This is a genomic window from Streptomyces sp. NPDC104226, from assembly GCF_055584085.1.
The window spans coordinates 49,128-62,496 of the sequence record NZ_JBVJMS010000005.1 but is presented as its reverse complement, the minus strand read 5'-3'; the positions used below and the strand labels follow the sequence as shown (position 1 = coordinate 62,496).

The following is a 13,369-nucleotide window of genomic DNA, read 5'->3' as shown; positions in this document are numbered from 1 at the left end:
TGTGATGCCGGAGTCGGTCGCGTTCGGGGTTCACCGTGGCAACGTGGGGCCGATGGGCGCCGCAGTAGTCACAGCAGGCCGTAAGAGGCCGTAGTAGTAGGTCGTAGTAGGTCGAGAGAGGGACACGAGACATGCGTGACGCGTACCACGAGGAACTGGACTCGATCGGTGAAGGCCTGGTCGAAATGGCCCGGCTGGTCGGCTCCGCCATCGGGCGGGCCACGACCTCGATGCTCGACGCCGACCTGAAGCTCGCCGAGAGCGTCATCGCCGCCGACCAGAAGGTGGACGACCTCCAGCACGACCTGGAGGCCCGTGCCATCGCGCTGCTCGCGCGCCAGCAGCCGGTCGCCACCGACCTGCGCATCGTCGTCACCTCGCTGCGCATGAGCGCCGACCTGGAGCGCTCGGGCGACCTGGCGCAGCACGTGGCCAAGCTCGCCCGGCTGCGCTTCCCGGACACCGCGGTCCCGCGCGACCTGCACGCGACCATCCTGGAGATGGGGCAGCTCGCGCAGCGGCTGATGGCGAAGGCCGCCGAGGTCATCATCACGAAGGACGTCGACCTGGCGCTCCAGCTGGAGCAGGACGACGACGAGATGGACCAGCTGCACCGCACGCTGTTCCAGCACCTGATGGACGACCGCTGGAAGCACGGCATCGAGACGGCGGTCGACGTGACCCTGCTGGGCCGCTACTACGAGCGCTTCGCGGACCACGCGGTGTCGGTCGCCAAGCGCGTGGTCTACCTGGTGACGGGCGAGCACGCGGACGAGCTCCAGACCCCCACGCAGGTCGAGGGCGTCTGAGTCGGAGGTCCACCGGGGACCGATCAACAACGAGCCCCCAATGCGCCGTTGACGCGGGGGCCCGGCTGGGCATGAATGAGGGCGAAGGCACAACGCCTACGAGGAGGATCCATGCCCGATTCCCCCGTCCCCATCACCCCGGAGCAGGAAGCGCAGCCCCCGGAGGGCCTGCGCCTGCGCTTGCCCCTGCTCGCGGCCTGCGGCTGCGGCTCGGGCTGCGGCTGCGGCTGCCAGTCCGGCGCCCCGTGCCAGTGCGGCGGCTGAGGCCACCCGCCCGGTCACCCGCAAGCGAAGGGCCCCGTCCGACACCCGTCGGCCGGGGCCCTTCGCGCGTCGGGGCTCAGAGGTGGCGTTTGGCGGTGCCGATCAGGGCGGCGATGCCCTCACGGGTGCGATGGCGGCGGGCGTCGAAATCCTCGCGGCCCGTGGCCTTGTGCAGGCGCCCTACGTCCTCGAACAGCGCCCAGGCCTGCGCGCTCAGGGCATCGTCGGCGCTGAGCATCTGCAGCCGGAACAGCGCCTCCTGGGCACTGGAGCGGAGCTCGTGGGACCGCGCCGTCACCTGGGCCGGGTCCTCGCGGTTCTGCTCGTAGTCCTCCGAGTGCAGGCAGTGCCACAGGTGGACGAGGGTGCGCCGCAGGTTGACCAGCGCTCCCGCGTACGAGGTGTAGGCATCCAGCCGCTCCTGGCGCAGCCTCTCCGACCGGGTGAAGTCCTGCCCCCGAGCCGCCACCCGCTGCTGGAAGGCGAAGGTCACCCCCGACCCGAGCAGCGTCCCGAGCACGGCTATCGCACTGGCGATGATCGCTTCCACCCCACCAGCCGACCACGCCCGCCCGCGCCCCCACAAGACCGCGAAGGCCCCCCGCCCGCGGAAACACCGCGGGCGAGGGGCCGTTCGTGCGGGGAGGTTACTTCTTGCCCTGGTTCTTGACGGCCTCGATGGCGGCCGCGGCGGCGTCCGGGTCGAGGTAGGTGCCGCCCGGGTTGAGGGGCTTGAAGTCGGCGTCCAGCTCGTAGGAGAGCGGGATGCCGGTCGGGATGTTCAGGCCCGCGATGTCCTCGTCGGAGATGCCGTCGAGGTGCTTGACCAGCGCGCGCAGGGAGTTGCCGTGCGCGGCGATCAGGACGGTGCGGCCGTCAAGGAGGTCGGGGACGATCGAGTCGTACCAGTACGGGAGCATGCGGACGACGACGTCCTTCAGGCACTCCGTGCGCGGGCGCAGCTCCGGCGGGATCGACGCGTAGCGCGGGTCCTCGGACTGCGAGAACTCCGTACCGTCCTCGAGCGCCGGCGGCGGGGTGTCGTACGAGCGGCGCCACAGCATGAACTGCTCCTCGCCGAACTCGGCGAGGGTCTGGGCCTTGTCCTTGCCCTGGAGGGCGCCGTAGTGGCGCTCGTTGAGGCGCCAGGAGCGGTGGACCGGGATCCAGTGGCGGTCGGCGGCCTCCAGCGCGAGCTGGGAGGTGCGGATCGCACGCTTCTGGAGGGAGGTGTGAACCACGTCGGGGAGAAGTCCGGCGTCCTTCAGGAGTTCGCCACCGCGGACTGCCTCCTTCTCGCCCTTCTCGTTGAGATTGACGTCCACCCAGCCGGTGAACAGGTTCTTCGCGTTCCATTCGCTCTCGCCGTGGCGGAGGAGGATCAGCTTGTACGGTGCGTCGGCCATGCGTACGAGCCTAATGGACGCACCCGCCCGTCCGCGCGCGGTGTGTACGGCATGCGGGACGGTCCCCCGATTGACGCCGGCCGTCAATCCAGTGGCTCCGCGGGGCCGTGGTCCGTAGGGTCCGCAGGAGCAGAGGGACACTTACATCTCGGGGGGATTCCGCATGTCCGTTGCCGGTATGAGGCGGGCCGCGCGCGAGAGCGTCGCGGGTCTGCCCCGGGAGTTCTGGTGGCTCTGGACGAGCACGCTCGTCAACAGGCTCGGGGCCTTCGTCGCCACATTCATGACTTTGTACCTGACCCTGGAGCGGGGCTATTCGGCCTCCTTCGTGGGACTTGTGGTGGCTCTCCACGGGCTCGGCGGTGTGGTGTCCTCGCTGGTCGCCGGCGTGCTCACGGACCGGCTGGGCCGGCGGCCCACGCTGATGGCGGCGCAGGCGTCGACCGCGTTCTCGGTGGCGCTGCTCGGGTTCATGGAGCATCCGGCGGCGATCGCCGCGGTGGCGCTGCTGGTCGGCATGACCTCCAACGCCTCGCGGCCGGCGGTGCAGGCGATGATGGCCGACATCGTCCGCCCGGAGGACCGGGTGCGTGCCTTCGCGCTGAACTACTGGGCCATCAACCTCGGCTTCGCCATCAGCTCGGTCGTGGCGGGCTTCGTCGCGGAGTACAGCTACCTGGCCGGGTTCCTCGGCGAGGCGGCCCTGACGCTGGTCTGCGCGGTGCTGGTCTACCTCAAGCTGCCGGAGTCCCGGCCGGAGAAGACGGCGGCGGAGCAGGCGGCCGCCGAGCCGGAGGTCGGCCTCGGGACGGTGCTGCGGGACGGGCGGTTCATGGGCGTGGTCGGGCTGTCGTTCCTGATCTCCCTGATCTTCATGCAGGGCTCGTTCGGGCTGCCGCTCGCGATGGGCGCGGCCGGGTTCTCCACGACGGACTACGGGCTGGTCGCCGCCGTGAACGGCGTGCTGATCGTGCTGCTGCAGATCCCGGTCACCCGGTTCATCGAGCACCGCGATCCGCAGAAGCTGCTGGTCATCTCGGCGCTGCTGGCCGGGTACGGGTTCGGGCTGACGGCCTTCGGCGGCTCGGTGTGGAGCCTGGCGCTGACCGTCTGCGTGTGGACGCTCGCCGAGATCGTCAACTCGCCGACCCAGATGGGCCTGGTCGCGCGGCTCTCCCCGCTGCACGGACGCGGCCGCTACCAGGGCATGTACACGATGTCGTGGGCGGTGGCCTCGCTGATCGCGCCGCTGATGGCGGGCTTCGCGATCGAGCACTTCGGAGCCGGCTGGCTGTGGGGCGCGACGGCGGTCCTCGGAACCATGGCCGCGGCGGGCTACTGGCTGCTGATGAGGGGGCTTCCGCAGGACGCAGCGGGCCCGGTGGAGCCGGGCGTGGAACCGGCCGCGCAGCCGGGCGTGGAACCGGCCGCGCAGCCGGTCGTGGAGGTCGCCGCTCCGGCGAAGGCCACGGATCCGGTGGCTCCGGCCGCCTGACCCGCCCGGCCTACTCCGGCTGCGCCGGCCGCGCCGCCGCGCCCGACGGCTGCGTCAGGTTCTTGAAGGCGTCCAGGTTGCGCGTGGACTCGCCCCGCGAGACCCGCCACTCGTACTCGCGCCGGATCGCGCTCGCGAAACCCAGCTCCAGCAGGGTGTTGAAGGCCCCGTCGGCCGCCTCCAGGACCGTGCCGAGCAGCCGGTCGAGGTCGTCGGGGGTGATCACCGACAGGGGGAGGCGGGCCGTCAGGTAGACGTCGCCGAGCGCGTCGACCGCGTAGGCCATGCCGTAGAGCTTGAGGTTGCGCTCCAGCAGCCACCGGTGGACGCCGGCCTCGTTCTCGTCCGGGTGGCGGATCACGAAGGCGTTGACCGACAGGGAGTGCTTTCCGGCCTTGAGCGAGCAGGTGGTGCTCAGCTTGCGGGTGCCGGGGAGCTGGACCACGTACGAGCCCGGTGACGGGCTCTCCCAGCTCAGTTCCGCGCCGGTCAGCGTCGCTTCGATGATCCTGCGGATGTCAGCGTCAGCCATGGTGGGAGCGTACGTGACGGCGGTGATCGTGCATCGCCCCCGTGTACACGTCCGCCGTACCGCTCGCGGCGGTGTCCCAGCCGAAGAACTGCGCGTGCCGCGCGGCCGCCGCGCCCATCCGGTCCGACAGCCCCGGCTCGTCCACGAAGCGGCGTAGCTCACGGGCGTAGTCCACCGGATCGTGGCCGGGTACGAGGATGCCCGTCACCCCGTCGTTGACGGCCACGGGCAGCCCGCCGACGGCCGCGGCCAGCACCGGGGTGCCGGTGGCCTGCGCCTCTATGGCGACCAGCCCGAAGGACTCGTTGTACGAGGGCATGACCAGCACGGACGCTGCCCGGAACCAGTCCGCGAGCGCGTCCTGAGCCACCGGCGGGTGGAAGTGCACGAGGTCGGCGATGCCGAGCCGGGCCGCGAGCTTCTGCAGACCCTCCGGCTTCGCGAGCCCGCTGCCGCTCGGCCCGCCGACGACGGGTACGAACAGCCGGGTGCGCAGCCGCGGTTCGCGGTCCACCAGCTCCGCCACGGCCCGCAGCAGGATGTCGGGGGCCTTGAGCGGCTGGATGCGGCCCGCGAAGAGCGGGATGACGGCGTCCTGCGGCAGCCCGAGGCGGGCCCGGGCGGCGGCGCGGCCGTCGGCGACGGTGAAGCGGTCGAGGTTCACGCCGGGGTGGACGACGGCCACCTTGCCGGGGTCGGCCGCGTAGTGGCGGACGAGCTCGTCGGCCTCCTCGGCGGTGTTGGCGATGAGCCGGTCGGCGGCGTCGACGATCTGCGTCTCGCCGATGACGCGGGCGGCGGGCTCGGGGGTGTCGCCCTCGGCGAGCGCCGCGTTCTTGACCTTGGCCATGGTGTGCATCGCGTGCACGAGCGGGACGCCCCAGCGCTCGGCGGCGAGCCAGCCGACGTGGCCGGAGAGCCAGTAGTGGGAGTGGACCAGGTCGTAGTAGCCGGGGCGGTGGCGGGCCCAGGCCTGCATGACGCCGTGGGTGAAGGCGCACAGCTGGGCCGGCAGCTCCTCCTTGGCGAGGCCCTCGTACGGGCCCGCGTCCACGTGACGTACGAGGACTCCGGGCGCGAGCTCGACCACGGGCGGCAGGCCGCCGGTGGTGGCCCGGGTGAAGATCTCGACCTCGATGTTGATCGCCGCGAGGCGCCGGGCCAGCTCGACGATGTAGACGTTCATCCCGCCGGCGTCGCCGGTGCCGGGCTGGTGCAGCGGTGAGGTGTGCACGCTGAGCATGGCGACCCGGCGCGGCTTGCGGTGACCGCCGACGGCCGCGGGCAGCCGCAGCCGGGGCGGCTCGTGGCGGGTGCCGGAGCGGGCCGCGGCGAACCGGCCGCCGATGCTGCCGCCGATGCGGGACACGTACTGGCTCAAGGGAGCAGTTCCTCTCGCTCGGACGGCATGACACGGAGAGCGCTGTCGCGCTCTTCTAGGAGTGCAACCCGGATGGCCGTCCCCCGCATTCCGGGACCGGCGGTTTTCCTGCCCCGGGGCCGGATTTTTATCGCGCGGGAGCCCTCCGCTTACTCTCTGCACATGGCCTCCCGCTCCACCCCTCCCCCTCGTCGCCCCGTCGGCACGGTGACCCGCGGGACGACGAACCCGAACCGCCTGCGCCGCATGGACCGCTGGATCGCGGCGACGCACGGGGCTGCGCTGCGGCGCGCGGACGACCCGGTCGCGGTGGACCTGGGCTACGGGGCGGCGCCCTGGACCGCAGTGGAGCTGCTGGCCCGGCTGCGGGAGGCGGCCCCGCGGGTGCGGGTGGTCGGCATCGAGATCGAGCCGGCCCGGGTGGCGGGCGCGAAGCCGTACGAGCGGGAGGGCCTGAGCTTCCGGCACGGCGGCTTCGAGGTGCCGCTGGACGGCGGGGTGCGGCCGGCGCTGATCCGGGCCGCGAACGTACTGCGCCAGTACGAGGAGGAGCAGGTCGAGGCGGTGTGGGAACGGCTGTGTTCCCGGCTGGCTCCCGACGGGCTGCTGGTGGAGGGGACCTGCGACGAGATCGGGCGGCGGCACGTGTGGGTCGCGCTCGGGCCCGAAGGGGCGCGCACGGTGACCTTCGCGACCCGGCTGGGATCCCTGGAGCGCCCCTCCGACCTGGCGGAGCGGCTGCCGAAGGCGCTGATCCACCGCAACGTGCCGGGCGAGCCGGTGCACGCGTTCCTGCGCGACTTCGACCGGGCGTGGGCGGCGGCGGCTCCGTACGCCTCCTACGGCGCACGGCAGCGCTGGATCCGGACGGCGCGGGCGCTGGCGGGCGACTGGCCGCTGGCGGACGGGCCGGTGCGGTGGCGTCAGGGGGAACTCACGGTGCGGTGGGACGCGTTGAGGCCTTCGGGTTGATGGAGTGACGGGAGCCCTGGGGCCGAAGAGGCCACTGGGGCGATCGGGACGCATCGGATGGATATCCACAAGGGTGTTGGAATTCACCGACTCGTGGCACCATCCCGAAGGAATCACAAGTTACTGACGATTAGTCAATCCGGTGTCTGGGGGGACCATGAGGAAACGACGACGGGGTTCGATCGCCCTCACTCTGCTCTGCGCGATGGCGCTGCTGTCCGCGCCGGGCGCACTGGCCGGCACCGCGTTCGCGGCGCCGGAGCCCCAGCAGGGCAAGACCCTCGAGCAGGTCCGCAAGGACATAGAGGGCCTCTACCGCGAAGCCGGCGCGGCCACGGACGCCTTCAACCTCGCCGAGAGCGAGACCAGGACGCAGTCCGACAAGATCGTGGAGATCGCCAACCTGGTCCTCGCGGGCCAGGACCGCATCACCGCGCTGAAGGGCCGCGCGGGCGCCGCCGCCCGCGCCCAGTACCGCTCGGGCGGCATGCCGCCCGGCGCGCAACTGGCCCTGAGCAACGACCCGACGCAGTTCCTGGACGGCAACGACCGGCTGCGCCAGGGCGAGAAGGCCACCTCGGACCTGCTCTCCGAACTGAACCGCACGCAGACCGACTTGCAGCAGTACGCGCGGGACGCGAGCGCGCACTGGGAGACCCTGGAGGCCAACCGGGTCAAGCAGGAGGCCGCGAAGAAGCAGGTCGAGGAGAAGATCAAGGCGGCGGAGGAGCTCGAGAGCAAGCTGGAGGCCGAGCAGAAGGCCCGACTGCTGGAGCTCGAAGCGGAAGCAGCGCGCAAGGCGCAGTCCGACTGGCTGATCAACGGCGGGATGACCGGCTCCACGGGCGCCGCGGCCACCGACGCGGGCAAGCGGGCCGTGCAGTTCGCCGCCGCCCAGATAGGCAAGCCGTACGTGTGGGGCGCCGAGGGACCCGGTTCGTTCGACTGCTCCGGTCTGACCTCGCAGGCATGGCTCGCGGCGGGCAAGCGGATCCCGCGCACCTCGCAGGAGCAGCTGCGGCTGCCCAAGGTCGCGGTCAAGGACATGCGGCCCGGCGACCTGATCATCTACTTCGACGACGCGAGCCACGTCGGGATGTACGTCGGGGACGGCGCGATGGTCCACGCCCCCCGCCCCGGCCGCAACGTCACCATGGCGGGTGCCGGCTCCATGCCGATCAAGGCCGTGGTCCGGCCGGACGCGTAGCAGCCGGACGCAGCAGCGGGACGGAGCAGCCAGGCGCAGCAGCCGGAGGCGTGGCGGCGGCTCACTCATCGTGACCGCCCACGCCCTCCGGGGCGGTCCGCCCTCGGCGGCGGACGTCTCGGTGGGCGGGACGCCGTCGCCCTACGCCGTGACGTTGGTCATTCGTCGACACGGACTTTCCCACCCGATAACGGCATATGCCAGAGCCCCGCGCCGGACCTGCCATTCCGCTTCCCTCGTCCCGCGGCTAGGGTCGCCGGACGAGCGAACCCCCGAGGGGGCGGGAAGGAACCGGAGACGATGCCCGTACCCGTACCGCGGCAGAGGGACATCCCGGGCACCGAGAGCGGCCCGGGCGCCATGTCATCGCTCACCCTGCTGGTGATCGAGGACGACCCCGCCGGCGGCCTCACCGTCCCCGAGATCCTCGACGCCGACGGCCACCGCATACGGCTGCGCAGCGCCCGCAACCTCACCGAGGCGGCCCGGCTGCTCACCCCGGACGTGAACTGCGTCCTGCTCGACCTCGCGCTCCCGCACGGCCCCGGCGCCGGCTCCGGGGACACCGCCGACCCCTTCGGCGCGCTGCGCCAGGTGCTCCGCATCGCCCCGCGGCACGCCGTGCTCGTGCTCACCTCCGAGGACGACGCGGAGCGCGCCGCGGAGGCCGTACGCGTGGGGGCCCAGGACTTCCTGTTCCGCGACGAGCTCGACGGGCGGCTGCTGAGCCGCGCCATCCGCTACGCGGTGGAGAGAAAACGGGCGGACATCGCCCAGTACAAGCTTGCAGAATCGAAACTGCGGGCCCAGGAGAACGCCCGGCTGGAACGCGGACTGCTCCCGCACCCGCTCCTGGAGGGTTCCGACCTCCGCTTCGCCGCCCGCTACCGCCCCGGCCGCAGCCGCGCACTCCTCGGCGGGGACTTCTACGACACCGTCCGCACCCCCGACGGCACCGTCCACGCGATGATCGGCGACGTCTGCGGCCACGGCCCCGACGAGGCCGCCCTCGGCGTCGAGCTGCGCATCGCCTGGCGGGCGCTGACCCTGGCCGGCCTGTGCGGAGACGACCTGCTCGCCACCCTCCAGGAGGTCCTCGAAGTCGAGCGCCCCTGCGAGGAGATCTTCGCGACGCTGTGCACGGTGGACATAGCCCCGGACGGCCGGCGCGCGGGCCTGTGCCTGGCGGGCCATCCGGCACCGCTGATCTCCCGGCCGGGCCGCCCCGCGCGGCTGCTCCCGTACGAGAACAGCGGCCCGGCGCTCGGCCTGCTGCCCCGGGCCCGCTGGCCGCGCCGCCAGGTGGAGCTGGGCGGCACGTGGAGCCTGATGCTCTACACCGACGGCCTGATCGAGGGAAGGATCGGGCAGGGCAAGGAGCGGCTCGGGCAGGACGGCATGGTCGAGATGATCAACCGCCACCTGGAGGGCGGACTGAGCGGCGAAAGCCTGCTCGAAGCCTCCGTGACCGAAGCCCGCCGCCTCAACGGCGGAGAGCTCACGGACGACGTCGCCGTCGTCCTCCTCTCCCGCGCCGAAGGCTGACGGGCCCGGACCGCGGCCCGCCCACGGCCCGGCGGGACGGGGCCTGCGCCCTACCGTCCGCCGTTGTAGGGCCCGTACGGCCCGTCGCTGCTGCTGCCACCGCGCCGGCCGCCACCGCCGCCGCCCGAGACCTGCTTGAGCGCGGGGCGCACGTCGACGAAGAACACGATGCTGGCGACCAGCCCGGCGATCTGCAGGAAGAGCATCCCGAGGAAGAAGTCCACGACCACGGTGATGCCGAGGATGACCAGCCAGAAGGTCTTGGTCTGCTTGCCGGCCGCCCGGTACGCGTCCTCGCGCGCGGTCGCCGCCAGCACGAAGGCCACCACGGCGAGCGCGAGCATGGCGTACCCGAGCAACGGGAGCACACCCTCATTGAACCCGTTCATCAACATCGCCTGACCGCCTTCTCACGCCTCGCTCGCCGGATGCCGCCTGCCTCCACGCTACCGGCAGAGCCCCTTTCCCAAACCACAACGGACCGGACGCCCCGCGGGTACCCGGTCCGTCACGTGGAAATCAGCTCTCGTCGGCCGGCTCGGAAGCGGCCTTCCTGGCCGCGGCCTTGCGCGCGGGGGCCTTCTTCGGCGCGGGCTCGGCGGCGGGCTCCGCCACCGGCTCGGCGGCCTCCGGCTCCACGACGACGGCGATGTCGACGATCTCCTCGGAGACCTCGCCGCGCCACGCCCGTACGGTCTGCTCACCGTGCTCGGCGACCTTGTCGTAGGCCTCCTTGGCCTTGACCGCGTACTCGGCGGCCACGCCGACCCCGCGCAGCGCCAGGTCCTGGGCGGTCTCGCCGATCTTCTTCGCGTCGATCGCGCCGAGCACCTCGGCGACCGTGGCGGTGACCGCCTCCTGCGCCTCCTTGGCCTTCCCCTTGGCCTTCTCCTGCACGGCCTTCGGGTCGGTGTTCTTCACGGCCTCGATGCGCGCGGGGGCCTCGGCGCGCAGCTGCTCGATCAGCCCGGGCACCTTCTTGGCCTGCTGAACGGCGAGGTCGGCGGTGCCGGCTGCGAAGTAGAGGGGGGTCGGGTCGGTGAGGGTCTTCTTCAGGTCATCGGCGATGGCCATGTGGTGGTCCTCCCGGATCACAGTCTCAGTGCGTGCTCTTCGTACTCGATGCGTACTCAGTACGTGCTCAATACGTGCTCAGTACGTGCTCGTCCCGGCATCGCCACCACGGCCGTCGGCAGCGTCCGCCCCCGCGCCCGCCTCCGCCTCGGCTGCGTTCTCCTTGCGGAAGGAGGCGTAGATCTGGAGCAGCACCTGCTTCTGCTGCTCGCTGATGGTCGGATCGGCGAGGATCGCGGCCCTCGTCTCCACGGCGTCCCGGTCCCGCTCGTCCAGGATTCCGGCCTGCACGTACAGCGTCTCGGCGGAGATCCGCAGCGCCTTGGCGAGCTGCTGCAGGATGTCCGCGCTCGGCTTGCGCAGCCCGCGCTCGATCTGACTGAGGTACGGATTCGACACCCCCGCCGCATCGGCCAGCTGCCGCAGCGAAAGCTGCGCCTGCCGCCGTTGCTCGCGCAGGTACTCGCCGAGATTCCCGACGTTGAGCGATGCCATGCCCCGATCCTGCCGCACCCTGCTAACTATTGCAAGCAGCCTGCTTGCAATAGCTCCCATCCCCGCGAGCGCAGCATCCGCCGGTGCTCCATCGAGTCCGGCTACGGGGCCGTCGCGGTGATCACCGTTGCGTGGTACTCCTCCGAGGTCGCCGCGCGGACGGACAGGCCCGCCGCCGTCAGGGCCGAGGCCGTGAGCGGGGACTGGCGGGCGCTCGTTTCGATCAGCAGGGTGCCGCCGGGTGCGAGCCAGGGCGGGGCGCCCGCGGCGACCCGGCGGTGGACGTCCAGGCCGTCGGCCCCGCCGTCCAGGGAGACGGGCGGCTCGTGGTCGCGGGCCTCCGGCGGCAGCAGGCCGATCTCCCCGGTCGGGACGTACGGGGCGTTGACCACCAGCACGTCCACCCGGCCCCGCAGCTCGGAGGGCAGGGCCGCGTAGAGGTCACCCTCCCAGACCCGGCCGCCGTACGGGGCCAGGTTGCGCCGGGCGTAGGCGAGCGCGGCCGGGTCGATGTCCGCCGCGTGCAGCTCGGCCCCCGGCACCTGCGCGGCCACGGCCGCGCCCAGCGCGCCGACCCCGCAGCACAGGTCCACGACCACCGCGCCGGGCCGGGCCGCCGCCACCGCCTCCTGCGCGAGGAACTCACTGCGCCGGCGCGGCACGAAGGCCCCCTCGCCGACGGCCATGCGCAGTCCGCAGAACTCCGCCCAGCCGACGACGTGCTCCAGCGGTTCGCCCGCCACCCGCCGGGCCACCAGCCCCTCGAGGTGCCCCGGGTCCTCGGCGGCGGCGGTCAGCAGCTCCGCCTCCTCCTCCGCGAAGACGCAGCCGGCCGCACGCAGGGCCTCCACCAGTGTCGCCACTACCTACCTCAGTCCTCAGTCCTCGTGTTCCCGGGCCGGCCGCTCAGAAGATGTCCGGGCACCACGGCCGGCGTGCCGTGCGGAACACCGCGTCCGCGAGCGCGAGCGCCCCGGGGCGCTCCTCCGTGATCGCGCCGAGCGCCGCGAGCCGCACCGCCGACTCGTCGCCCAGGTACAGCGCCCCGAGCGTGCCCGCGTCCAGCCGCAGATCGGCCGGCTCCTCCGTGCGTACGCAGTCCCCCGCGCCCGCGTCCAGCCGGTAACGCCCGCCCGCCGGGCCGGACGTGTCGACGACCTCCAGGACGAGCACCCCGGGCACGGCGTAGGTCCGCGCACCGAGGGCCCGTACGACGTCCAGCAGCCGCACCCACAGCCAGTCCGCCGAGGTCACCGTCCGGGCGGCCCGCGGGTCGGGCAGCAGCCGGGCGACGAGGTCGTCGGGGGCGCGGTAGCCGGTGCGGACCTTGACCACCCAGTCGATGGAGCACAGGAACCTCCACAGCGCGCGCTCCGCCTCCGGGCTGACGGCGAGCAACTGCCTTACCTGCACGGTGTTCTGCGGAACCTTGGCATCGGTCCAGTGGTCGTCTGCGGTGTACCGGACCAGGCCGGCCACCTCGCCCTGCGCCGTGCGGTACACCGCGTGGAAGGACGGGGTGTACGTGTTGTGGGACATCGTTTCCGCACCCGTGGTCACCCGCCACCAGCGGGCGTCGCGGCTCACCGCACCGGGCGTGGCCGCCCGCAGCCGCTCGTGCAGGGCCGGGCCCAGCTCCCGTACCTCGGCCTCGTCCACGAGGTCGATCCGCCCGCCGTCACCGGGGACCGCGGCGCGCGGGTCGAGTCCGGTGCGCGGTACGTCGATCTCCCATTCCGAGACGGAGGTGGCCGGCCCGTACCCGTACCGCCCGTAGATCGGGTACTCGGCGGCGATCAGCGTCGACACCACGTCGCCGCGCGCGTGGGCGGCGGCCAGCTCGGCCGCCATCATCCGGGTCAGCAGACCCTGCCTGCGGTGCGTGGGCGCCACGGTCACGTTCGTGACGGCGCTCGACGGTACGAACGCCCCGCCGGGCACGGTCAGTTCCTGCGGGAAGGAGCGGAAGGTCGCCACGCACCGGCCGGTGTCCGCGTCGAAAGCGCCCTGGGTCCGGGCGCAGTCGACGAACCCGGCCAGCAGGGCGTGGTCCTCCGCGGTGGGGTGCGCCGCGTTCAGGAAACCGGTCTGCTGCGCACGCAGCCACACGGGAAGTTCGGATGCGGCGATCGGCCGGACGTCAGCGCTCATAACGACCCACGCTAATCGGACCGGCCCGCCCCCGTCGC

At 72.4% G+C, this 13,369-nt stretch carries 15 protein-coding genes; 6 read left to right on the top strand and 9 right to left on the bottom strand.

Annotated features, from left to right (window positions below; genetic code table 11):
• Positions 1–131 precede the first annotated feature (131 nt).
• Positions 132–809 (top strand): phosphate signaling complex protein PhoU, encoded by a 678-nt coding sequence (phoU, locus tag ACZ60J_RS16685; protein ID WP_450909610.1) that lies wholly within the window; start codon positions 132–134, stop codon positions 807–809.
• Positions 810–920: 111 nt separating this feature from the next.
• Positions 921–1,073 carry a hypothetical protein gene (locus tag ACZ60J_RS16680; protein ID WP_243339483.1) on the top strand — a complete coding sequence of 51 codons (153 nt, stop codon included), beginning with the start codon at positions 921–923 and terminating at the stop codon, positions 1,071–1,073.
• A 76-nt stretch (positions 1,074–1,149) separates the two neighbouring features.
• Here ACZ60J_RS16680 and ACZ60J_RS16675 read toward each other — a convergent pair whose 3' ends face one another.
• Together ACZ60J_RS16675 and ACZ60J_RS16670 are read right to left on the bottom strand one after the other, a co-directional pair.
• Positions 1,150–1,623 (bottom strand): hypothetical protein, encoded by a 474-nt coding sequence (locus ACZ60J_RS16675; protein ID WP_469682554.1) that lies wholly within the window; start codon positions 1,621–1,623, stop codon positions 1,150–1,152.
• Between the two features lie 97 nt (positions 1,624–1,720).
• Positions 1,721–2,479 (bottom strand): phosphoglyceromutase, encoded by a 759-nt coding sequence (locus ACZ60J_RS16670; RefSeq protein WP_469682553.1) that lies wholly within the window; start codon positions 2,477–2,479, stop codon positions 1,721–1,723.
• 163 nt (positions 2,480–2,642) lie between these two features.
• On the opposite strand from ACZ60J_RS16670, the gene ACZ60J_RS16665 reads away from it, so the two are divergent.
• Positions 2,643–3,974, top strand: a complete 1,332-nt coding sequence (locus ACZ60J_RS16665; protein WP_469682551.1) for an MDR family MFS transporter — start codon at positions 2,643–2,645, stop codon at positions 3,972–3,974.
• A gap of 10 nt (positions 3,975–3,984) precedes the next feature.
• On the opposite strand, the gene ACZ60J_RS16660 is transcribed toward ACZ60J_RS16665, so the two are convergent.
• A complete protein-coding gene (locus tag ACZ60J_RS16660) occupies positions 3,985–4,506 on the bottom strand; it encodes a type III secretion system chaperone family protein (RefSeq protein ID WP_469682549.1) in 522 nt (173 codons plus the stop codon).
• A complete protein-coding gene (mshA, locus tag ACZ60J_RS16655) occupies positions 4,499–5,887 on the bottom strand; it encodes a D-inositol-3-phosphate glycosyltransferase (RefSeq protein ID WP_469682547.1) in 1,389 nt (462 codons plus the stop codon). The genes ACZ60J_RS16660 and mshA overlap by 8 nt, the downstream gene beginning before the upstream one ends.
• A gap of 162 nt (positions 5,888–6,049) precedes the next feature.
• On the opposite strand from mshA, the gene ACZ60J_RS16650 reads away from it, so the two are divergent.
• The 3 genes from ACZ60J_RS16650 to ACZ60J_RS16640 all read left to right on the top strand — a co-directional run bounded on the left by ACZ60J_RS16650 (position 6,050) and on the right by ACZ60J_RS16640 (position 9,611).
• On the top strand, positions 6,050–6,859 hold the full coding sequence (locus tag ACZ60J_RS16650; protein WP_469682545.1) for a class I SAM-dependent methyltransferase: 810 nt from the start codon (positions 6,050–6,052) through the stop codon (positions 6,857–6,859).
• Between the two features lie 157 nt (positions 6,860–7,016).
• Positions 7,017–8,066, top strand: a complete 1,050-nt coding sequence (locus tag ACZ60J_RS16645) for a C40 family peptidase (RefSeq protein ID WP_469682543.1) — start codon at positions 7,017–7,019, stop codon at positions 8,064–8,066.
• A 300-nt stretch (positions 8,067–8,366) separates the two neighbouring features.
• Positions 8,367–9,611, top strand: coding sequence for a PP2C family protein-serine/threonine phosphatase (locus tag ACZ60J_RS16640; RefSeq protein WP_469682541.1), 1,245 nt, complete (start codon positions 8,367–8,369; stop codon positions 9,609–9,611).
• A gap of 50 nt (positions 9,612–9,661) precedes the next feature.
• On the opposite strand, the gene ACZ60J_RS16635 is transcribed toward ACZ60J_RS16640, so the two are convergent.
• The 5 genes from ACZ60J_RS16635 to ACZ60J_RS16615 form a co-directional block, all read right to left on the bottom strand.
• Positions 9,662–10,006 carry a DUF2516 family protein gene (locus ACZ60J_RS16635; RefSeq protein ID WP_469682540.1) on the bottom strand — a complete coding sequence of 115 codons (345 nt, stop codon included), beginning with the start codon at positions 10,004–10,006 and terminating at the stop codon, positions 9,662–9,664.
• A 124-nt stretch (positions 10,007–10,130) separates the two neighbouring features.
• The gene (locus ACZ60J_RS16630) at positions 10,131–10,685 is read right to left on the bottom strand and encodes a hypothetical protein (RefSeq protein WP_469682539.1); all 555 of its coding nucleotides are present in this window, start codon (positions 10,683–10,685) and stop codon (positions 10,131–10,133) included.
• 78 nt (positions 10,686–10,763) lie between these two features.
• Positions 10,764–11,180, bottom strand: a complete 417-nt coding sequence (locus ACZ60J_RS16625; RefSeq protein ID WP_469682537.1) for a helix-turn-helix domain-containing protein — start codon at positions 11,178–11,180, stop codon at positions 10,764–10,766.
• A gap of 101 nt (positions 11,181–11,281) precedes the next feature.
• Complete coding sequence (locus ACZ60J_RS16620) at positions 11,282–12,034, bottom strand: putative protein N(5)-glutamine methyltransferase (RefSeq protein ID WP_469683242.1); 753 nt, start codon at positions 12,032–12,034, stop codon at positions 11,282–11,284.
• A gap of 52 nt (positions 12,035–12,086) precedes the next feature.
• On the bottom strand, positions 12,087–13,331 hold the full coding sequence (locus tag ACZ60J_RS16615) for a GNAT family N-acetyltransferase (protein WP_469682536.1): 1,245 nt from the start codon (positions 13,329–13,331) through the stop codon (positions 12,087–12,089).
• Positions 13,332–13,369 lie beyond the last annotated feature (38 nt).

Excerpts from the sequence above, each read along its gene's own strand:
- phoU (WP_450909610.1), top strand. The coding sequence starts at position 132 with ATGCGTGACGCGTACCACGAGGAACTGGACTCGATCGGTGAAGGCCTG.
- ACZ60J_RS16640 (WP_469682541.1), top strand. The coding sequence starts at position 8,367 with ATGCCCGTACCCGTACCGCGGCAGAGGGACATCCCGGGCACCGAGAGC.
- ACZ60J_RS16670 (WP_469682553.1), bottom strand. The coding sequence starts at position 2,479 with ATGGCCGACGCACCGTACAAGCTGATCCTCCTCCGCCACGGCGAGAGC.
- ACZ60J_RS16635 (WP_469682540.1), bottom strand. The coding sequence starts at position 10,006 with ATGTTGATGAACGGGTTCAATGAGGGTGTGCTCCCGTTGCTCGGGTAC.
- ACZ60J_RS16650 (WP_469682545.1), top strand. The coding sequence starts at position 6,050 with ATGGCCTCCCGCTCCACCCCTCCCCCTCGTCGCCCCGTCGGCACGGTG.
- ACZ60J_RS16660 (WP_469682549.1), bottom strand. The coding sequence starts at position 4,506 with ATGGCTGACGCTGACATCCGCAGGATCATCGAAGCGACGCTGACCGGC.
- ACZ60J_RS16680 (WP_243339483.1), top strand. The coding sequence starts at position 921 with ATGCCCGATTCCCCCGTCCCCATCACCCCGGAGCAGGAAGCGCAGCCC.
- ACZ60J_RS16615 (WP_469682536.1), bottom strand. The coding sequence starts at position 13,331 with ATGAGCGCTGACGTCCGGCCGATCGCCGCATCCGAACTTCCCGTGTGG.
- ACZ60J_RS16625 (WP_469682537.1), bottom strand. The coding sequence starts at position 11,180 with ATGGCATCGCTCAACGTCGGGAATCTCGGCGAGTACCTGCGCGAGCAA.
- ACZ60J_RS16645 (WP_469682543.1), top strand. The coding sequence starts at position 7,017 with ATGAGGAAACGACGACGGGGTTCGATCGCCCTCACTCTGCTCTGCGCG.
- ACZ60J_RS16630 (WP_469682539.1), bottom strand. The coding sequence starts at position 10,685 with ATGGCCATCGCCGATGACCTGAAGAAGACCCTCACCGACCCGACCCCC.
- ACZ60J_RS16665 (WP_469682551.1), top strand. The coding sequence starts at position 2,643 with ATGTCCGTTGCCGGTATGAGGCGGGCCGCGCGCGAGAGCGTCGCGGGT.